At 71.1% G+C, this 19,888-nt stretch carries 18 protein-coding genes; 3 read left to right on the top strand and 15 right to left on the bottom strand.

From position 1 onward, the window contains the following. Positions 1–8: 8 nt before the first annotated feature. From A3G1_RS35200 to A3G1_RS35190, 6 genes are all read right to left on the bottom strand, one after another. Positions 9–1,127: an alpha/beta fold hydrolase gene (locus A3G1_RS35200; protein WP_018350495.1), complete on the bottom strand. Its 1,119-nt coding sequence runs from the start codon at positions 1,125–1,127 to the stop codon at positions 9–11. Positions 1,128–1,165: 38 nt separating this feature from the next. After that, positions 1,166–1,609, bottom strand: coding sequence for a S26 family signal peptidase (locus tag A3G1_RS41795; RefSeq protein WP_018350494.1), 444 nt, complete (start codon positions 1,607–1,609; stop codon positions 1,166–1,168). Continuing rightward, positions 1,606–2,103 carry a MauE/DoxX family redox-associated membrane protein gene (locus tag A3G1_RS41790; RefSeq protein ID WP_018350493.1) on the bottom strand — a complete coding sequence of 166 codons (498 nt, stop codon included), beginning with the start codon at positions 2,101–2,103 and terminating at the stop codon, positions 1,606–1,608. The genes A3G1_RS41795 and A3G1_RS41790 overlap by 4 nt, the downstream gene beginning before the upstream one ends. Next, positions 2,100–3,899: an ABC transporter ATP-binding protein gene (locus tag A3G1_RS0116050; RefSeq protein WP_018350492.1), complete on the bottom strand. Its 1,800-nt coding sequence runs from the start codon at positions 3,897–3,899 to the stop codon at positions 2,100–2,102. Before A3G1_RS0116050 ends, A3G1_RS41790 begins: the two co-directional genes overlap by 4 nt. Then, complete coding sequence (locus A3G1_RS0116045) at positions 3,896–4,390, bottom strand: TlpA family protein disulfide reductase (RefSeq protein ID WP_018350491.1); 495 nt, start codon at positions 4,388–4,390, stop codon at positions 3,896–3,898. Before A3G1_RS0116045 ends, A3G1_RS0116050 begins: the two co-directional genes overlap by 4 nt. A 94-nt stretch (positions 4,391–4,484) precedes the next feature. Beyond that, the gene (locus tag A3G1_RS35190; RefSeq protein WP_018350490.1) at positions 4,485–4,679 is read right to left on the bottom strand and encodes a hypothetical protein; all 195 of its coding nucleotides are present in this window, start codon (positions 4,677–4,679) and stop codon (positions 4,485–4,487) included. Between the two features lie 177 nt (positions 4,680–4,856). On the opposite strand from A3G1_RS35190, the gene A3G1_RS0116035 reads away from it, so the two are divergent. Both A3G1_RS0116035 and A3G1_RS39655 read left to right on the top strand, forming a co-directional pair. Then, on the top strand, positions 4,857–5,456 hold the full coding sequence (locus A3G1_RS0116035; RefSeq protein ID WP_018350489.1) for a pentapeptide repeat-containing protein: 600 nt from the start codon (positions 4,857–4,859) through the stop codon (positions 5,454–5,456). A gap of 24 nt (positions 5,457–5,480) precedes the next feature. Continuing rightward, positions 5,481–6,590 (top strand): methyltransferase, encoded by a 1,110-nt coding sequence (locus A3G1_RS39655; protein WP_083936948.1) that lies wholly within the window; start codon positions 5,481–5,483, stop codon positions 6,588–6,590. Here the strand turns inward: A3G1_RS39655 and A3G1_RS35185 are convergent. From A3G1_RS35185 to A3G1_RS0116010, 4 genes are all read right to left on the bottom strand, one after another. Further along, a complete protein-coding gene (locus A3G1_RS35185) occupies positions 6,471–7,736 on the bottom strand; it encodes a bifunctional glycosyltransferase family 2/GtrA family protein (RefSeq protein ID WP_018350487.1) in 1,266 nt (421 codons plus the stop codon). The two genes, A3G1_RS39655 and A3G1_RS35185, sit on opposite strands and share 120 nt — an antisense overlap. Before the next feature lie 7 nt (positions 7,737–7,743). After that, the gene (locus tag A3G1_RS0116020; protein WP_018350486.1) at positions 7,744–9,933 is read right to left on the bottom strand and encodes an ArnT family glycosyltransferase; all 2,190 of its coding nucleotides are present in this window, start codon (positions 9,931–9,933) and stop codon (positions 7,744–7,746) included. Between the two features lie 79 nt (positions 9,934–10,012). After that, complete coding sequence (locus A3G1_RS0116015; RefSeq protein ID WP_018350485.1) at positions 10,013–11,458, bottom strand: sensor histidine kinase; 1,446 nt, start codon at positions 11,456–11,458, stop codon at positions 10,013–10,015. After that, a complete protein-coding gene (locus tag A3G1_RS0116010) occupies positions 11,436–12,152 on the bottom strand; it encodes a response regulator transcription factor (protein ID WP_040478623.1) in 717 nt (238 codons plus the stop codon). The genes A3G1_RS0116015 and A3G1_RS0116010 overlap by 23 nt, the downstream gene beginning before the upstream one ends. A 131-nt stretch (positions 12,153–12,283) precedes the next feature. Between A3G1_RS0116010 and A3G1_RS0116005 the strand changes: the two genes are divergently transcribed. Continuing rightward, positions 12,284–13,075 carry a dioxygenase family protein gene (locus tag A3G1_RS0116005; protein WP_018350483.1) on the top strand — a complete coding sequence of 264 codons (792 nt, stop codon included), beginning with the start codon at positions 12,284–12,286 and terminating at the stop codon, positions 13,073–13,075. Between the two features lie 5 nt (positions 13,076–13,080). Here the strand turns inward: A3G1_RS0116005 and A3G1_RS0116000 are convergent, their stop codons facing one another. The 5 genes from A3G1_RS0116000 to A3G1_RS0115980 form a co-directional block, all read right to left on the bottom strand. Beyond that, on the bottom strand, positions 13,081–14,406 hold the full coding sequence (locus A3G1_RS0116000; protein WP_018350482.1) for an AAA family ATPase: 1,326 nt from the start codon (positions 14,404–14,406) through the stop codon (positions 13,081–13,083). Positions 14,407–14,606: 200 nt separating this feature from the next. Beyond that, positions 14,607–16,193, bottom strand: coding sequence for an ABC transporter ATP-binding protein (locus A3G1_RS0115995; RefSeq protein ID WP_018350481.1), 1,587 nt, complete (start codon positions 16,191–16,193; stop codon positions 14,607–14,609). Further along, positions 16,190–17,860 (bottom strand): ABC transporter substrate-binding protein, encoded by a 1,671-nt coding sequence (locus A3G1_RS0115990; protein WP_211216319.1) that lies wholly within the window; start codon positions 17,858–17,860, stop codon positions 16,190–16,192. Before A3G1_RS0115990 ends, A3G1_RS0115995 begins: the two co-directional genes overlap by 4 nt. A gap of 11 nt (positions 17,861–17,871) precedes the next feature. After that, on the bottom strand, positions 17,872–18,861 hold the full coding sequence (locus A3G1_RS0115985; protein ID WP_018350479.1) for an ABC transporter permease: 990 nt from the start codon (positions 18,859–18,861) through the stop codon (positions 17,872–17,874). Beyond that, positions 18,858–19,781, bottom strand: a complete 924-nt coding sequence (locus tag A3G1_RS0115980) for an ABC transporter permease (protein WP_018350478.1) — start codon at positions 19,779–19,781, stop codon at positions 18,858–18,860. The genes A3G1_RS0115985 and A3G1_RS0115980 overlap by 4 nt, the downstream gene beginning before the upstream one ends. Positions 19,782–19,888 lie beyond the last annotated feature (107 nt).

Raw genomic sequence — 19,888 nt, 5'->3', positions numbered from 1 at the left:
GGGCGTGCTCAGGGCACCCGGACGAGGTCCGGCCAGCCCGTCCCCGGGCCGTCGAACGGCCAGGCCTGCCCGGCGGTCAGGAACTCGCCGAAGAAGGCCAGCAGGCACGCCCGCTGGACGGCAACTGCCCGGCTGGCGTCGATCGTGCCGGTGACGCGTTCGTAGAGCTGGGCGGGCATCCCGGGTGCCTCGGCGGCCGCCCGGTAGATGGCCGGGAAGTCGGTGAATCCGTGGTGGGACGCGCCTGCCAGGGTCACATCCCGTTTCCAGCCCCGGTGCCGTGCCCAGAAGTCCGCCCAGCCCGGATCACCGTCCGGGGCGTGGCTGCGGCTGCGGTGGCCACCTGCCCCGTCGGGCCGGGACAGTGCCGCGCCGAGGAGCAGGAACGGCCGGTCGTGGCCATGCCGGGCAACGTTCGCTGCGGGCATCGGGCTGGTAGCCGACTCGCCCAGCGGACCGTCCAGATTGGCGCCGGCGATCAACCGGGTGTCCTGTGCCATCGCCTCGCAGGCCGTGGTCCCGCCGAGTGAGTGCCCGAACACCCCGGCCGTCCGCACACCCAGGTGGTCCAGGACGAAGAACAGGTCAGCGGTCCGGGCATCAAGAGCTTTTCCGATGTACCCGGCCATCCGCGCCGGATCGCCCGCCAGCTCGTCCGTCAGCGCGTTGTCGGTGCGGAGCCGGCCGCCGGGGAAGGCGACGGGTGAACCCTCTCCGGGGTGGTCGACGGTCACGACGGTGTAGCCGTGGCTGGCCAGTTCGGACACCAGAGCGGTGGCCGTACCGCGTGCCATGCCCAGCCCGGGTGAGAACAGGATCACCGGCAGCGCCTCGTCCCCGGGGAGCCTCGGTGCTCCGGCGTGACCGGCGGTGGGCGAGGCCCAGTCGACTGCCCCGGCGGGGAAGCCGCTGGCCGCCACGAGTTCGTCGAAGGGCCCGGCGGCCGCGCCCGTCATCCACGGTGCCTGAGGCAGGCCGGTGACGCCGGCCGCCGGGTACCAGACGCTGATCATCAGCTCCCGGGGCGTCTCCGGCAGCCACGGGTCCGGCCGGCTGGAGTCCACAAGGTACTCGTCGGTCACGCCCACTGGGTGGGGGCCGGTCGGGGCAGGCAGGACGAACTGCATTGGCGCTCCGCTCTCGAAGGTGCGAGTCGTGGGACCCCTCATGCTGCTATAGCAGCATGAGGGGTCCCACGTTCATCACCGAGCCTGCGCACGACGACGCCGAGCAGTGCGGACTCCGGTACCAGGCCGAAGCGGCGGGAGTCGAGGCTGCGCGGGTTGTCGCCGAGGACAGCCAGGTACCCGGCCGGGACGACAGGGACGCGCACCGCGCCGGTCATCTCCTCCGGTACCCGGTCGCCAGCCGTCGCCGTGGCCCGCTTGACCAGCCACGGCGGGTCGCCGGGCAGGCCGGGCCCCGGGGGAGCGAAGACGACGGCGGCACCCCGGCCGGCGGTACGGGACCGGCGGACCAGGAGCCGGTCACCGTCCACATAGGTCGGTTCCATGCTCTCGCCGGAGACGGTGATGACCCGGTACCGCCACCGGTACCACAGCGCGGCGGCGGCAAGCAGCGCGACGAGGGCAGCAATCCAGGGGGTCACTTGCCGGTCACCAGGTACGCGAGGTCCGGCCAGCGGTTGATCAGGAACCCGGCCAGCAGGCCCAGCCCCGCCCCGGCCACGGCAGCAGGGCCGGCGTCCCCGGCCGGCAACACGATGCCTAGTAAGGCGAAGGACAGGAGCACGCCGTTGCGGACCAGCTCGCCCGGCCCGAGCAGGCTCACCGGCCCGAAGCACGCGCACCGCACCCGCCGCCGGCCCAGCACCGCCCAGCCGATCACGCCCGTGAACGCCGCGAGCAGGAGTGCGCTGAGGGCGAAGCCGGCCAGCTGCGTCCCAGGTACCAGCAAAAGAACTGCGGCGGCAGCCTCCGTGAGCGGCACAGCGGCCGTGACCACCGGCCGCGCCGCGCCAGGAAGCCAGGCCAGATCGGCGAGGCTGGCGCGGAATCCGGCCAGGTCTCGGAGCTTGCCGGCACAGGCCAGCACGAACACGGCCACAAGCGCGGCCCGGCACGCGTACTCGGCGAAACTCATGACACCTCCACATATCCCGAAGCCTGGAGCGCGAACAGCTCCGCGTACCGCCCGCCGGCCGCGACCAGCGCCGAGTGACTGCCCTGCTCGGTGATCCGGCCGGCCTCCACGACGACGATCCGGTCGGCCTCGCGGAGCGCGCTGAGCCGGTGGGAGACCAGGAGGCTGGTCCGCCCGGCCCGGTGCCGGCGCAGCGTCTCGTGGATCTCGTACTCGCTCACCGCGTCCAGCCCGGAACTGGGCTCGTCGAGGATCAGCAGCTCGGCGTCGTCCCGCATCAGCGACCTGGCCAGCGCGACCCGCTGCCGCTGCCCGCCGGACAGCGCCACGCCGCGTGTCTCGCCGCCCTCGCCGAAGAAGATCCGGCTGAGCAGCGTCCGGTAGCCGTGCGGCAGCCTGCCGATCATCGGCGCGGCGCCAGCCAGCTCCGCTGCCCGCTCGACCCGGCCATGATCGTCCATAAGGGAGAGATCGCCGACGCCGATGTTCTCGGCGACGGTGAGGTCGTAGGTCATGAAGTCCTGGAAGGTCACGCCGATCCGGCGGCGTAGTTCGCTGATCGAGTACGTGCGGATGTCCTCGCCGTCCCAGAGGATCTGGCCGCGCTGCGGGTCGTAGAGCCGGCACAGCAGGCCGATGATCGTGCTCTTGCCCGCGCCGTTGACGCCCGCGAGCCCGGTGGCCTGGCCAGCGGGGATGCTCAGGTCGAGGCCGCGCAGCACCCACTGGCCGTCCTCGTCGTAGCGGAACCACACGTCGCGGAACTCGATGCCGCGCCGCAGCTGCCCGGGCGTGCCCTCGCCGTCCGGCAGGTCGGGACCTGCGTCCACAATGGCCAGATAGTGCTGGAAGAGGCGCAGAGCCTGGGCGGTCTCCGTGAGCTGGACGCCAACCCCGGCCACAGCGGCCTGCAACCCGGCCACCGCGCTCAGGAACAGGACCACGTCACCGGCGGTCAGCTCCCCGCCAGCCGCCCGCGTCACGACCACCGCCGATCCGGCAGCCAGCGTCACAGCGCTCAGCAGGGCCAGCGCACCCTGGGTCAGAGCAACCCTTCCCTGTACCCGGAGATCGGCGCCATTCACCGCCACCGAAGCCCGCGTCATCCGGGCGTGGAACAACGGGCCCAGCCCGAACAGCCGGTGCTCCGCCGCGCCGGCCAGCTCCGACTGGAGCGCCTTGTACATGTGCAGCGACCGGCGGGCCGTCATCGTCTCCTCGGCCGTCCGCGCGAACCGCCGGGCCAGGCCCAGCTGCGCCACCACGGCCGGCACGGCGGCGAGTACGAGCAGCGCGCCCATCGGGGGCCACACCGACAGGACCAGCACCACGAACCCCGCCGAGCCCAGCACCGCCCGCACGGCGGTCAGCACGAAGGACGCGAGCGCGCCGGGCGCGTGCTGCGCGCTCTCCTCGGCCAGCCGGAACCTGTCCTGGAAGTCCGGGTCCTCCAGCACACGCAGGCCACGGTACTGGCTGGCCGTCCGGTACAGCCGCTCCTCGACGTGCAGGCTGATCCTGGTCCGCATCCAGGCCGCCAGGTAGCTGATCAGGAACCCGGCACCGGCGACAGCCCCGCCGAGCAGCGCGGCGGCGACAGCGAGGAGCCAGAGGTCCACGCCCGGCACGCCCTTGCCGGTCAGCCCGTCGATCAGGAGCTTCCCGGCCCAGGCAGTCAGCACGGGCAGGCCGCTGACCGCCGCGCCCGCCGCGAGGATCGCGAGCCCGCGCGGGCCGGTCGCCTGCCAGCCGGTGCGCAGCGCGGCCGGGATCGGCCTGTTCAGGGCCGGACTCACACGCCGGCCCCGGCAGGTACGCCGTTCTCGACCTTCCGGATCAGCCCGCCGGTGATGTGGAGCGTGGTCGGGAACATCTCGACCCCGAAAGCCCTGTCGTCAGCGATGACGGCGGCGCTGGCGAAGGACGGCACCTTGGCCAGCACGGCCTCGGTACCCTCGTCGCCCGGCTCTCCCATGACGAAGACGAACGTGGGCACGGTGCCGGGCAGGGCCGCCAGGACCTTCGTGCACGGCGCGCAGCCCGGGAGCGCGAAGACGATGGTGGCGTCCCCGGCAGGCAGGTCGCGGTCGGTCAGCGTGCCGCCGCTGGTCAGGGTGACGGTGAAGGCCGGTACCGGATCGCCGGCGGCCGGGCCCTGGGTGGCGCCGGCGGGCTTGCGCGTGCCCTCGCTCTCGCGGAGGCGGCGGATGACGGCGAAGGTCAGGACCAGGTTGAGCACCACAGCCCCGGCCAGGACCAGGACGGCAGCCCACAGCAGAGAGATCATGGAGTGTCCCTTCCGGACAATGCGGCTGGATGGACGGGCACAGGAGGGCAGGGGTGACGCCGCACCCTCGCGGCGGCGCCACCCCTGGTGGTTACTAGCAGCGCACGCCGTTGGAGACGCAGCTGCCGTAGCAGTTCATGTAGTTGCGGTAACACACGACCCGGTCGTACTCCTTGCGGCACTTGCAGCCGCAGTAGGAGCCGGCTTCCGGCACGCACGCGCCGGCCGTGCTGCCCGGCAGCAGGCGGGACAGCAGCTTGTCACCGAACTTCGTGATCATCTTTGTCATGACCAGTCCTTCCTTACGTCGGTCGATCCCTGTTTCCAGAGCCAGGTTCGGACTCTAGTGTGGACTGTCTTATGTGTGATCATGTAAGGCGTAACATATGAGTAACAGGAAGGTCACGGCCGCTCGCGCCGGGCAGGCACACTACGCTGTCCGTACACCGAGACGCCGGAGGCCGGGTTGGACGCGATCGCAGCGATCGAGGACGAGGAGTTCCGCGGCGAGGACTGGTACGGGGAGGATCTCGCCGACCGGGCCTACACCGGCTGCCTGTTCTCCGACGTCGACCTGACGGAGGCGGTCAGTGCCGGAGCGGTGTTCGAGGACTGCACGTTCCTCAACGTGAAGCTGAACGCGTCCCGGCACACCGGCTCGGCGTTCCTGCGCTGCACCTTCCAGCGGTGCAACCTCTTCGAGGCCGAGTTCGACGGGTGCAAGCTGACCGGCTCGACGTTCACCGACTGTGAGACCCGCCCGCTGCGGGTGACGGGCGGCGACTGGTCCTTCGTCACGCTCACCGGGGCGGACCTGCGCGGAGCCTCGTTCCGTGAGGTGCGGATGCGCGAGGCTGACCTGACCGGTGCGAACTGCGAGGGGGCCATCCTGGCCGCCTGTGACCTGTCCGGAGCCCAGCTGAACCGCGCGCAGCTCACGAAGGCCGACCTGCGGGGGAGTGACCTGACGGCGCTCGACCCCGCCGTGACCACGGTCCGGGAGGCACTGATCAACGCGGAGCAGGCCGTCGTCATCGCCCAGGCGGTCGGCTTCAGGCTCGGCTAGCCGGCAGGCTAGGTTAGCGGGGATATGGACGCCTTGGACCTGGTACGTTTCCCGATCGATCCCCGCGACCAGCTGCGCGCCTGGGACGCCGCCGACGAGTACCTGCTGAAGGAGCTCCCCGGGCTCACCGGCACCGTCGTCGTCTCCGGTGACCGGTGGGGCGCGCTGGCCACGGCGCTCGCGCCCCGGCACCCGGGCATCGTCCAGATCACCGACTCGTACCTCACCCAGCAGGCCACCCTGGCCAACCTCGCCAGGAACGGCGTCGCGGCCGGGGCCGTCGAGCTGCGGACCACGCGCGACCCGGTACCGGAGCGGATCGACGTGCTGCTCGTCCGGGTACCGAAGAGCCTCGCCCTGCTGGAGGACCAGCTGCACCGGTTCGCGCCGGCCCTGCACGCCGGGTCGGTCGTGCTCGGTACCGGCATGGTGAAGGAGATCCACACCTCCACACTGGAGCTGTTCGAGCGGATCCTCGGCCCGACCCGGACGTCACTGGCCGAGCGCAAGGCCCGCCTCATCCACACGACCCCCGGCGGTGTGAACCCCGGCCCGGACCCGTGGCCGAAGACCTACCGCCTGCCGGCCGACGCCGGCCCGGTCGCCGGGCTGACCGTGACCGACCACGCCGGGGTGTTCTCCGCTGGCAAGCTCGACATCGGTACCCGCTTCTTCCTCGACCACCTGCCCCGGGGCCGCCACGACACCCGGGTCCTGGACCTGGGCTGCGGCAACGGGATCGTGGGCCTGGCGGCCTCGCTCGCCGACCCGGGAGCCGAGCTCGTCTTCGCCGACGAGTCCTACCAGGCCCTCGCCTCCGCGGAGGCCACCTTCACCGCGCACAGCACGGCGGCCGCGTCGTTCGTGGCCGGTGACGGTGTGCCGCCGGTACACCCTGGTGGGTTTGATCTGGTCCTGAACAACCCGCCGTTCCACACCCACCAGGCGACCACGGACGCGATCGCCTGGCGGATGTTCACCGGAGCGCGGCGTGCCCTGCGCCCCGGCGGGGAACTATGGGTGATCGGAAACCGGCACCTGGGCTACCACGTCAAGCTCCGCCGCGTCTTCGGCACCTGCGAGCTGGTCGCCAGCAACCCGAAGTTCGTGGTGCTGCGCGCCGTCCGGAGCTGACGCGCGCCCGCTGAACACCCAGTGCCGCAGCAGCAGGAAGCGGAGCAGGGTCGCGAGCAGGTTCGCGCCGACGAGCACGGAGAGTTCGGCGGCACGGGCCGGGGCGGCCTCGATCGCGTGCAGGCCGGCCAGCGCCCCGCTCGTCAGCCCGAGGCACAACCCGAACACGACCAGGCCCTGGACATGGTGCCGGAGCAGCCCGGCCCGGCCGGTGACGCCGAAGGTGACCCGCCGGTTGGCCGCCGTGTTGCCGGCCGCCGTGACCGCCAGCGCCAGGAAGTTGGCGAGCTGGGCCGGTGCGACCGTCCGGAGCAGGGCGAACAGCACCAGGTAGGCCAGGGTGCTCAGCACGCCGACCCCCGCGAACCGGATCACCTGCCTGGCCAGGCTCTCCGGCTGGCCGGGCCGGAGCCTGGCCCGCAGCTGGGCCAGCGGCAGGCTGCCGGACGCCAGCGACCGGCCGAGCCGGAGGATGCCGAGCAGGTCGGCCTTCACCGTCGCAGCGATGTTGACCCGGCTGTCGGGATCGTCGACCCAGTCCACCGGCACCTCGTGGATGCGCAGCCCGGCCCGCTCGGCCAGGACCAGCAGCTCGGTGTCGAAGAACCACCCGGTGTCCTCGACGAGCGGCAGCAGCTCCCGCGCGGCCTCGGCCCTGATCGCCTTGAACCCGCACTGCGCGTCGGAGAACCCGGCCGCCAGCGTCCCGCGCAGCAGCAGGTTGTACCCGCGCGACAGCAACTCCCGCTTCGGCCCCCGCACGACCCGCGACCCCCGCGACAGCCGGGTACCGATCGCCAGGTCGGAGTGCCCCGACAGCAGCGGGGCGACGAGCGGGAACAACGCGGCCAGATCGGTCGACAGGTCGACATCCATGTATGCCAGTACCTGGGCGTCGGACTCCAGCCACCCGGCCTTGAGTGCCCGGCCACGGCCCTTCTCCCGCAGGTGGACGACCCGCACGCCGGGCAGTTCCTCCGCGAGCCGGCCGGCGACCGCGAGCGTGCCGTCGGTGCTGGCGTTGTCGGCGATCGTGATCCGGGCGGGGTAGGGGAACGTGGCGGACAGGAACTCGTGCAGCCGCCGGGCACACGGCCCGAGATCGCGCTCCTCGTTGTACACCGGGATCACCACGTCGAGGATCATGGCCAGCTCACTTCCTCGTAGTCGTCGGGGTAGTCAGGTCGTACACCGGCACACCGTCCACTGTGGTCGATGTGAAGTTCGCGGCCACCCACTCCGCGATCTCCGCCGAGACCCGGCTGCCGCCCATCTGCTGTGGTCCGCCCGTGCGCTGCGGCCCGCCGCTCTGCTCGGGTCCGCCCGTCTGCGGCTGGGCCGGGGCGCCGCTCTCGCCACTGGGGTCGAAGAACATGCCGCCGCCCGGGCCGCCGCCCCCGAGGAAGTAGTGGATCCTCTTTGCCGCGACGAGTTCCTGGAACTGCGCGAGCGTCGGAGCCGGGTCGCTGCCGTTGAAGCCGCCGAGCGGCATCACGGGCCGCTGGAGCGCCAGCTGGTACCCGGCGGCGTTGTTCGACCCCACCGTCGCCGCGACCCAGGTGTACGCCCCGGCGTTGACCCCCAGCAGGTCCCGCATCGCCTGGCTGGGCGTGCTCGCGCCGAGCAGGCCGCCCGGCCCGCCGGTACGCCGCCCCGGCGCCAGCTCCACCCCCGGCGGCAGCTGCGTGCCGGCCTGCCCGGGCCGGAGCACCTGCGGCCCGCCGCCGCCAGTGTTGTTCTGCGGTCCGCCACCCCTCGCGGCCATGCCGCCGGCGGGTGCACCGGGGCCGCCGGGAGCGTAGTTGATGAACAGGATCGGGCCACCCCGCCCGCCGAACCCGCCGGCCACGGGCGGCCCGGCCGTCACGATCGCCCCGGTGTGCGGAGTCGCGGCCGTCTCGACCGCGTACGCGGCCGGCCCGGCGAGCACGGCCAGCAACCCAGCCGTGGCGGAGACGGGGGCGGTACGGCGCGCGACGAGCACCAGCTTGTTCTGCCGCACCGGCTCCGGCTCGCTCTCGTCTGGTGGTGCCGGTGCGCGGCGCTGGTCCAGCAGGCCGGCCAGCAGCCCGATCACGGCGACGATCCCGAGGCCGATCACGGCGGGCCGCAGCCACGGCTGCCAGTCGGGGCTGCGCGACAGCAGCACAGCGGACCAGATGGCCGTGCCGAGTACCGTCACGGCGAGGAGCACCGTCGCCCACCAGTACCGCCGGAGCCGCCACAGCACAGCGGCGCCCATCCCGCACAGCGCGCCGACGGCCGGGGCCAGCGCCACCGTGTAGTACTCGTGAAAAATGCCCTGCATGAGGCTGAACACGACGGCGGTGACCACGAGCCACCCACCCCAGAGGACGAAGCCGGCCCGGCGCTTCCGTTTCGTCAGCACGATCCCTGCGATGGTGAGCACGAGGGCCGCAGGCAGCAGCCAGGCGATCTGACCGCCGATGTTGCCGGCGAACATCCGGTCCCAGCCGGTCTCGCCCCAGCCGCGTCCGCCGCCGACGCTCCCGATCTCCTCGCCGGTGATCCGGCCGAGCCCGTTGTAGCCGAGCGCGAGTTCCAGCACGCTGTTGTTCTGCGAGCCGCCGATGTACGGCCGCGACTCCGCCGGCCACAGCTCGACGATCGCGATCCACCAGCCGGCGGCCACGATCATCGCCCCGCCTGCCGCGAGCAGGTGCACGATCCTCAGCCCCCACGAGGCCTTCCGCGCGCCGAGCAGGTACGCGATGGCCAGGGCTGGCAGCACCAGCAGCGCCTGGAGCATCTTCGCCAGGAAACCGAACCCGATGAACGCGCCAGCGAGCGCGAGCCACCCTGCTGACGCCCGCTCGATCGCCCGGACCGTCGCGTACGCTGCGGCCACCATCAGCAGCACCAGCACCGCGTCCGGGTTGTTGAACCGGAACATCAGCGTCGCGACCGGCGTCAGCGCGAGCACGGCACCGGCGAGCAGCCCGGCCCCGTCGCCGTACCAGCGCCGCACCGTCAGGAACAGCAGCCACACGGTCGCCACACCGGCCAGCGCCTGCGGGACGAGAACGCTCCACGAGCTCAGCCCGAACAGCCGCACCGACAGGCCCATCAGCCACAGCGCCACGGGCGGCTTGTCCACCGTGATCGCGTTGCCGCCGTCGAACGAGCCGAAGAACCACGCCTGCCACGACTGCGAGCCGGCCTGGGCCGCCGCCGAGTAGTAGGCGTTGGCCCAGCCGGAGGCGCCGAGGCCCCACAGGTACAGGACTGCGGTGCCGGCCAGCAGCCCGGCCAGGGCGAGCCGGGATCTGAGCCGTGAGCCATCGCCCGGTCTTCTCATGACTGTTCCCACGTTGAAGGTCATGACTGGGAGCCTGCCGGTCCAGGCTATGCCCTGCCGATGACCCAGCTGTGCGCCAGCTATGAAAGACGGCCCGGAATTCCTAAGTGGACGGCAGGTCGACCGTGAACGTCGTGCGGCCCGGCCTGCTGTCCACCCGCACCGACCCGCCGTGCGCGCCGACGACAGCGGACACGATGGACAGCCCCAGGCCCGTCCCGCCAGACTCGCGCGACCGCGAGCTGTCGCCCCTGGCGAACCGCTCGAAGACATCCGGCAGCAGGTCAGGCGGGATGCCAGGACCGTTGTCTGTCACCATGATCTTCCCGGTACCGGTGAGCGAAACGCTGATCACGGTACCCGGCGGAGTGTGGCTCCGCGCGTTCGTCAGCAGGTTCGCCATGACCTGCTGGAGCCTGGCCGCGTCGCCGGGCACGGTCACCGGCTCGGCGGGCAGGCCGAGGCTGAACCTGTGCTCCCGGCCGGCGATCCGCGCGTCGTTCACGGCGTCGATCAGGAGCCGCGACAGGTCCACGTCGGACCGTTCCAGCGGGCGGCCCGAGTCGAGCCGGGCGAGCAGCAGCAGGTCGTCCACGAGCGCGGTCATCCGGGCGCTCTCCGCCTCGATCCGCCCCGTCGCGTACGCGATGTCGGCCGGCACCGGCTGGTCACCGCGCCGGGTCAGCTCGGCGTAGCCCCGGATCGCCGCGAGCGGGGTACGCAGCTCGTGACTCGCGTCCGCCACGAAGTGCCGTACCCGGGTCTCGCTGGCCTGCCGGGCGGCGAGCGCGTCGGCGATGTGCTCCAGCATCCGGTTGAGGGCCGCCCCGACCTGGCCGATCTCCGTACCCGGCCGGGTGTCCGGCACCCGCTCGGCCAGCGCCACCTCGCCCCGGTCGAGCGGCAGGCCGGCGACCCGCCTGGCGATCGCGGCCACCCGGTCGAGCGGGCGCAGCGCGAACCGGATCACGCCGGCCCCGGCGAACAGCGCGATGATCAGTACCCCGGCGGTCACGCCGGCCTCGACGGCCACGAGCCGCCACGCCGTCGCGTTCACCTGGTCGAGCGGGAGCCCGCTGACGATCTTCTCGCCCCGGTTGCTCTGGAGGGCGATGACCCGGTACCCGCCGACGGTGTGCGGATCGCCATCGGCAGGCACGTCCTCCAGCCCCGCCACGGTCACGGCCCTGAACCCGTCAGCCTCGACCGTGGCTGCCGTCGTGACCTTCCCGTCCCTGACAACCGCCCCGAGCGCGCCGAGCGGCTGCCCTGGGGCGGCGAGGAACTCCAGCCCCTGCGGCGGCACGGTCCCCTGCACCTGGATCTGCGCACCGGGCGGAAGCCGGAACAGCACCCGCCCGGTCGACTCCCTCAGCTTCGTGTCGACCTGGCCGACCAGGAAACTGTGCAGGGCGAGCGCCGTGATCACCCCGATGACCAGGCCAGCGACGGCCAGCAGCGCCAGCAGCCCTGCCAGCAGCCGGAACCGCAGGCTCCCCGGCCGGACCTGCTCAATCTCGTGATCGTTATTCGGCTGGTTTGAGGACATACCCAGCGTTCCGCATCGTGTGGATCATCGGCGGCCGTCCCGCGTCGATCTTCTTCCGCAGGTAGGAGATGTACAGCTCGACGACGTTGGCCTGGCCGCCGAAGTCGTAGTTCCACACCCGGTCGAGGATCCGCGCCTTGCTGAGCACGCGGCGCGGATTGCGCATCAGGTACCGCAGCAGTTCGAACTCTGTGGCGGTCAGCGTGATCTCGTCCCCGCCCCGCCGGACCTCGCGGCACTCCTCGTCGAGGCTCAGGTCCCCGACCACCAGCACGTTGCTCGGCCTGCCGTGCAGCAGCGCCCGCCGGAGCAGTGCCCGGATCCGGGCCACGACCTCCTCCAGGCTGAACGGCTTGGTCACGTAGTCGTCCCCGCCGGCCGTCAGCCCGGCCACCCGGTCCTCCACGGCGTCCCTGGCCGTCAGGAACAGCACGGGAACGTCGGGCTGCGCGTGCCGCAACCGGCCCAGCACCTCCAGCCCGTCCCAGTCGGGGAGCATCATGTCGAGGACGACGGCGTCCGGCCGGAAGTCCTTCGCGGCCTTCACCGCCCCGCTGCCGCTGTGCACGGCGCGGACCTCCCAGCCCTCGTACCGCAGGGCCATCGTCAGCAGGTCGGCCAGCGCCGTCTCGTCGTCGACGACGAGCACCCGGGGCGGCTCGCCGTCCGCCCGGCGCAGTTCCCCGGTCACCATGCCGACCACGATCCCCGCGTTTGCTGTGCCGGACCTGAGCCGTTCCTGTGTACTGACTGTGAAAGCGTCCCCACAGCCACCCCACAGGGACCCGACAGCCCGGTCACAGGAAACGAGCGCCTGCTGGAACCATGAACAGCCACGAGAACCACGACCTCGGCCTGGCCGCTGACCTGGGCACCCTGATCACGCGGCGCCTGGCACTGGGCGTGCTCGGCGCCACGACCCTCGCGGCCTGCGGCACAACAGCCCAGCCCTCACCGTCCGCCACTCCCTCGGCGGCGGCCTCCTCTTCGGTGCCTCCCGGCAAGATCCCCGAGGAGACCGCTGGCCCGTACCCGGGCGACGGCTCCAACGGCCCGAACGTCCTCACCCAGAGCGGCATCGTCCGCAGCGACATCCGGAACAGCTTCGGCACGGCCACCGGCATGGCCGCAGGAGTACCCCTGACCATCGCACTGACCATTGTGGACAGCTCGACCGGCCAGCCCCGCAGCGGAGCCGCGCTCTACCTCTGGCACTGCGACATCAACGGCGACTACTCGATGTACTCCCAGGCGATCGCGAAGGAGAACTACCTGCGCGGCGTCCAGGTAGCCAACGCCGCCGGCCAGGTGACCTTCCAGAGCGTCTTCCCCGGCGCGTACTCCGGCCGCTGGCCGCACATCCACTTCGAGGTGTACCCGAGCCTCGCCAAAGCCACCTCGTCCGCCGCGAAGATCGGTACCTCCCAGCTCGCCCTGCCCTCGGCGGCCTGCCAGGAGGTGTACGCGACCTCCGGCTACTCCGGCAGCGCCGCCAACCTCGGCCGCAGCTCCCTCGGCGGCGACATGGTCTTCCGCGACGGCTACGACAAGCAGCTCGCCACCATCACCGGCACCCCGTCCACGGGCCTGACCGTCACACTCACCTTCGCGATCTGACCAGCTCAGTCCCCGTTGTACAGCCTGTTCAGGTCGACAAGCTCGACGTCGGACCGGCCTGCGGCCTCAGTGGTGAGATCGGGGACGAAGCCTGTCCGGCTGAACAGCAGGAGTTTCGGGGGAGTCGTCACACGATCGGGCGGGAGCAGGTCCCGCAGGTGCCCGAGCCTGCTCAGCTCGGCCACCCCGACGGGCTTGCCGGTCGCCTTGACCTCGCCGATCGCCAGCACCCGGTCCCCGGTGAACGCGGAGGACTCCATCGCCACGACGTCGATCTCGTGCCCCTGCTTGTGCTCGGCGCAGGCCACAGTGGCCGGTCGTACCCAGCTGGCCCGGCCGCCACCCATCGTTTCCTCCGAGGCGTGCGCCAGCACCCACTCGCGGGCCAGGTCCTCCAGGTGCGGCCCGTAGATCTTCGAGGCGACGGTGTCGGCGGCATCCGCCCAGACCCGTTTCGCCTCCCCCCGGACGAGCCGCCCCTCGTCGCGCTGCACGACGAGCTGACTGAACCGGATGATGGGATCGGCGATGCGGTAGGTGCCCCGCTTGGCCCTGAACGCGTCCTCGACGCGTTCGAGCAGCCCGACGTTCTCCAGGCCGGCTAGCGGATGTGCGATGGCTGTGGCGGCGCGGCCGAGGGTCGCGGCGATCTCGGACCGCCGGACGCGGCCCATGCTCACAGCCGCGAGCACCCCGGCGTACGAGGTCGGATCCGTGATCTCAGGCTCCTCCTGGAGCAGCTGGTTCCCTTCCCTGAACATCGCGTTCGCCGGATTGAGCAGGGTGCCGCAGATCCAGGCGTCGAAGTCTGCCGCCGATGGGGGGCCGCCGCCACACATCCCCAGGTAGGCAGGGGTGCCGCCCACCAGGGCGTTGACCCGGAACGCGAGGTCGGGGTCGCCGTCGAGCCCCCAGAACCCGGCTGCCTCCCGGTACCAGAACGGGCGGACGACCAGCTCCATGCTGTGCCTGCCACGCAGAGGAGCTCTCCCATCCGGCAGGCCCCGCATCGTGCTCAGCGCGCTGCCGCACAGAATGAGCCGTGCGTTTCCGTGTTGCTTGGCTTCGCTCATCGGGCTCAGCGCGTGTTGCAGCTCCGATGGCAAGGAGGGTGTCGTCGCGACGAGATGAGGAAACTCGTCGATGATGACCGGGCCGCTGAGCCTCAGCAGAGCTTTGAGCGCGTCGCGCCAGCTTCCGAAAACAACCGGCGACGGTGACCCGATGTGCCGGGCGTACGCCGCCCCCAGTTCCGTGAGGTTCTGGGCTTCGGTCAGTTGCCGTACGCCGAAGATGAATCCGCCCGTGGCCGCAGCCACCAGTCGCAGCATGAGTGTCTTGCCCTGCCGTCGCCTCCCGTACACCAGCCCGAGCGTTGAGCCGGTCACCTGACTGGTGACGAAGTCTCGCAACGTATTCCATTCCCAGTCCCGGGCCCGGAGAGATGCTGGCTTGCGCCATACTTCGACCATCACATACGGAAGCTATGGATGGAGTGGCAAGAACTCCAGCGATGAATTGCTTTCCCAGGTCAGGCGGCGTGTTTGAGGCGGCGCTCCCGCTGCTCCACCGGATCAGCCACCGGCACTGCCGCGATCAGCCGTTGTGTGTACGGATGTGCGGGCGAGTTGAGTACCTGTGCCGCTGGGCCCTGTTCGACGATGTGGCCGGACTGCATCACGGCCACCCGGTCCGCGAGCCGTTCGACGACCGCGAGGTCGTGGCTGATGAAGAGGCAGGCGAAGCCGAGGCTGTCCTGGAGTTCGCGGAAGAGGTCGAGGACCTTGGCCTGGACCGACACGTCGAGCGCGCTGGTCGGCTCGTCGGCGACCAGCAGCCGGGGCCGCAGGGCCAGGGCTCGGGCGAGGCCGACGCGCTGGCGCTGGCCCCCGGAGAGCTCGTGCGGGTACCGGGTGGCGAAGGAGGCCGGGAGCTGCACGGATTCCAGCAGCTCGGCGACGCGGTCGTCCACGGCGGACCCGGTCAGAGCCTTGTGAAGGCGGATCGGCTCAGCGATCGAGGTGCCGGCTGTGGCCCGGGGGTTGAGCGAGGACACCGGGTCCTGGAACACGACGCCGATCTGGCGGGCCAGCTCGCGGCGGGCGGCCCCGCGCAGCCGCGCCGGGTTGGTACCGAGGATGCTGACCTCGCCGCTCGTGGGCCTGAGCAGCCCGGTGACGATGCCGGCCACCGTGCTCTTCCCCGAGCCCGACTCGCCGACCAGCCCGAGGACCTCGCCGGCGGCGATGCTGAACGAGGCGTCGGCGAGGGCGCGCACTCCGCCCCGGTACACCTGGGAGAGGTTCTTGACCTGGACCACGGGCTCGGCGACCTTTGCGGCGGCGGGTGACACCGTGCCGCCGAGCGTGATGACGGAGCTGAGGAGCTGGCGGGTGTAGGGGTGGGCTGGGCTGGCGAAGACCTGCTCGACGCCGCCGGACTCGACGACCTCGCCGTCGCGCATCACCAGCACCCGGTCCGCCAGGTCGGCCACCACGCCCATGTCGTGCGTGATGAGCAGGATCGCGCAGCCGTGCCGGTCGCGCAGTTCGCGCAGCAGGCTCAGGATCTCGGCCTGCACGGTCACGTCCAGCGCCGTCGTGGGCTCGTCGGCGATCAGGACCGCCGGGTCGTTGGCGATCGCCATCGCGATGACGACCCGCTGGAGCTGGCCGCCGGAGAGTTCGTGCGGGTAGGCGCGTGCCGGGTCGGGCAGGCCGGTCAGCTCCAGGAGTTCGAGTGCCCTGGCCTTGGGATTCCTCAGATCTTTCTGGTGTACCCGAAGAGCCTCGGCCAGCTGGTTCCCGATGGTGAACACCGGGTTCAGCGCGGTCATCGGCTCCTGGAAGACCATCGCGATCTCGTTGCCCCGGATCGCGCGCAGCTCGGCGGGCGGCAGTCCATACAGGTCAGTCCCGCGCAGCAGCGCCTTCCCCGTGACCGTCGCCGTACCGGGCAGCAGCCCGAGCAGGGACAACGCGGTGACCGACTTGCCGGAGCCCGACTCGCCGACCACGGCCAGGACCTCGCCGGCCGCCAGGGTGAAGCTCACCCCGGCGGCGGCGCGCTGCCCGCCGAACGACACCGAGACGTCCTCGGCGGACAGCACAGTCGTCACTGGGAGATACCGGCCTTCAGGTAGTTCGGGTATGCCGGGAAGTCGGCGATGAAGAAGTCGGCGACCTTCGACCCGCGCAGGAAGGAGTTGCGGGTGTAGATCAGCGGGACGACCGGCGAGTCCTGGAGGATCAGCTTGTCGATCGCTGCCCACTTCTTGCCGGCCTCGTTCGGGTCCACGGTGCTCTGCGCCTCGGTGATCAGCTTGTCGACCTCCGGGTTGGAGTACCGGGAGATGTTGTAGCCGCCCTTGCCGATCTCCGAGGAGGAGAAGAGGGGCTGGAGGTTGGCGTTCGGGCTCGGGAAGTCCGGCTGCCAGGAGCTGAGCGCCAGGTCGTAGTCGGCGTTCGGGCCGGTGGTGGCCGCTGTGTACGCCTCGCCGTCCAGGGTCTTGATCGTGACCTTGATGTTCGCCCTGGCCAGCGCGGCCTGGATCGCCTGCGCCTTCTCGGGGAAGTTGTTGCTGGTCGACACGACGAGGTTCAGGTTGTCGAGGCCGCCTGCCTGACCGGCCTCGGCGAGCAGCGCCTTGGCCTTCGCCGGGTCGCCGACCGGCGGGGCCGGGTAGAGGTCGTACTGCTGGCGGCCGTTGATGCCCTGCGTGATCAGGGTGGTGGCGATGTCACCGGCGAGCGCGGGGCTGCCGGCCGTGGCGACCTGGTACGTGGTCTTGTCGACCGCGTACTGGAAGGCCTGCCGGACCTTCGGGTCCTTGATCCGCTGCGTGTTGATCGCCAGGTACGCGACCGCGCCCGTCTTCGAGGTCACCAGCCGGGACTTCGCACCCGGGTTCCCCTGGATCTGGGCGAGCTGCGCCGGGGACACGAACGAGGCACCGAAGGCGAACCTGTCGTCGCCGTTGTCCTCGATCAGCCGCTTCGACGTGACAGAAGCCTGCTGCCCGAGCTGGAACACGACCTCGTCGGGCAGGCCGCCCCGGATCTTGTCGGTCTCCTTCGACCAGTGCGTGTTGCGCTTGAGCCGCATCTCGACACCCGGCTGGTACTTCGCGACCTGGTACGGGCCGGACGCCGCCGGGTTCTCCCCGTAGTTCGCCTCGGCGCCCTTGCCCTTCGGCACGGGGGAGAAGGCCGGGTTGCTTGCCACCCACGGCCAGTCGCCGTACGGGCGGGACAGCCTGAACACGATCGTCTTCGGGTCCGGAGTCTCCACAGAGGACAGGTTCTTGCCCTCGAACGGGCCACGGAAGTCCGGCCCGCCCTCCAGCAGCGTCTTGTGGTACCCGAGCCCGCCGGAGAAGGCCGGGGCGAACGACCGCTCGACGCCGTGCTTGACGTCAGCCGACGTGATCGGGGTGCCGTCGCTGAACTTCACGTTGGCCTTGAGCGTGAAGGTCCACGTCTTACCCCCGTCGCTGGCCCGGCCGGTGTCGGTCGCCAGGTCGGGTACGACGGTGGTCGGCTTACCCTCCTGCACGTCCCACGTGGTCAGCCGCCGGTGGACGAGCGCCAGCGACGTGATCGCCAGGCCCTGGCTCTTCGCCGGGTCGAAGGACTGCTTCTGCGCGTCGGGCAGGATGTAGAGCGTGCCGCCCTGCTTCGCCGCGGACTTGGAGGGGGCCGCCGCCGTGTCCTTCTTGTTCGCGCCGCACGCGGCGAGCGAGACGGTCAGGCCGATCGCTGCCAGTACGGAAACGGTTCTCTTCACGGTGCTCTCTTTCATGTGAGGCGGGCCCTGGGATCCAGGAACCCGTAGAGGAGGTCGACAGCGGCATTCGCGGCGACGATCAGGAAGGCGGAGAAAAGGGTGCAGCCGAGCAGGAGCGGCAGGTCGAGCTGGCCGACAGCCTCCATCATCAGCGCGCCCAGGCCGGGCATGCCGAACACCCGCTCGGTGATCACCGCCCCGCCGAGCAGGCCACCGAGGTCGATGCCAAAGAGCGTCACGACCGGCAGCAGGACGTTGCGGAGCGCGTGCTTGCCGACGACCGCCCGCTCGCCCAGGCCCTTGGCGCGCGCGGTCCGGATGTAGTCCTCGCCCAGTGTCTCGATCATCTGCCCGCGCGTCAGGCGCGTGTAGATCGCGGCGTGCACGAAGGCCAGCACCAGCCACGGCAGGACCAGATGCCACGCCCAGTCCACCGGGCTCTCGGCGAAGGGCACATATCCGTGTACCGGGACAGCGTCCAGCGTGAAGCCGAACAGCAGGATGCCGAGCAGCCCCACCAGGTACGTGGGAGCCGACACCCCGGCGAGCGCCCCGGTCATCGCGGCCCGGTCGAGCAGCGTGCCGCGCTTGAGAGCCGACAGCACGCCCGTGCTCACACCCAGCAGCAGCCAGGCGACCGCCGCGCCGCCCGCGATGGAGAACGTGACCGGCAGCCGATCGACGATCAGCTCGGCTACCGGGGCGTTCTGCTGGAACGAGTACCCGAAGCACGGCGCTCCACAGTGGATGGCCGTCGCGCCCGTGCCGAACGTCCGGCCGCCGAAGATGCCGCCGAGAAAGTCGAAGTACTGCAGGTACCAGGGCTTGCCGAAGCCCATGAACTCGCGGGCGATCGCCAGGTTCTCCGGTGTGCACGGCCGGCCGCACGACATCTGGGCCGGGTCGGAGGGCAGCAGGTAGAACACGGCGAACGTCACGAAACTCACCACGAGCATCACGACCAGCAGGCCGGCCAGCTTGGACAACGCGAACCGGATCACGACCGCGCTCCCGTCTTCGGGTCGAACGCGTCGCGCAGCCCGTCGCCGAGCAGGTTGAGCGCCAGCGTCGCCAGGAACAGCGCGCCGCCCGGGAAGACCAGGTACATCGGGTCGGTGGCCACCCAGTCGACCGCCCCGCTGATCGCCCGGCCCCAGCTCGGGCTGGGCGGCGGGATGCCGACCCCGAGGAAGGACAACGCCGCCTCCGTGCCGATCTTGCCGGGGATGGACAGCGTGGCGACCACGATCACCGGCACCCACAGGTTCGGCAGGAGCTGGTGCCGGAAGACGTGCCAGGGCCCGGCCCCCATCACCCGGGACGCGGCCACGAACCGCCGGGCGGCCAGGCTCAGCGTCTGCGCCCGGACGACCCGCGCGATCCTGGCCCAGCCGAACGAGCCCATCAGGACGATCAGCAGCAGCTCACGGGGGAGACTCGCCGGGGCGACGGCACTCAGCCCGATCATGAACACCAGGTACGGGAAGCCGAAGATGACATCGGCCACCCAGGACACCGCCCGGTCGGTCCAGCCGCCCAGGTACCCGGCGAGCGCGCCGAGCACCGTCCCGATCACGACGGAGACGATGGTCGCGGCGAAGCCGATCAGGAGAGACGTGCGGGCGCCGTACGCGACGATCGCGAACAGGTCCCGGCCGGTCAGCGGCTCCACCCCGAACCAGTGCTTCCCGCTGATCCCGCCGAGCGCCCCGGCCGGCGCGCCCGTGGCCGGGTCCAGCGCCGACGTGTCGAACGTGTACGGGTCCTGCCCGGTGACCGACGTCAGCGGCCCGGCAGCCAGCGCCAGCCCGATCAGGAGCACCAGCACCACGGCCCCGGCCGCGGCGGCCCGGTCGGCGCGCAGGGCACGGCCGACGGCCGCCGGTACCGATCGTGCGGGGCTTGCGGTCACAGCTGCCACGGGTGGTTCCGTCCAGTGAGGGGAGAGGTCAGGTCACCCATGTCAGCGGTATGAAGTTGCGAAGTCAACGATTCTGTGAGGGCTCACACAAAATTAGCTACCAAGAC

It is taken from the genome of Longispora albida DSM 44784, assembly GCF_000379825.1.
Classification (GTDB): Bacteria; Actinomycetota; Actinomycetes; order Mycobacteriales; family Micromonosporaceae; genus Longispora; species Longispora albida.
The sequence above is the reverse complement of the archived record's forward strand: the minus strand, read 5'-3'. Positions and strand labels throughout refer to the sequence as shown.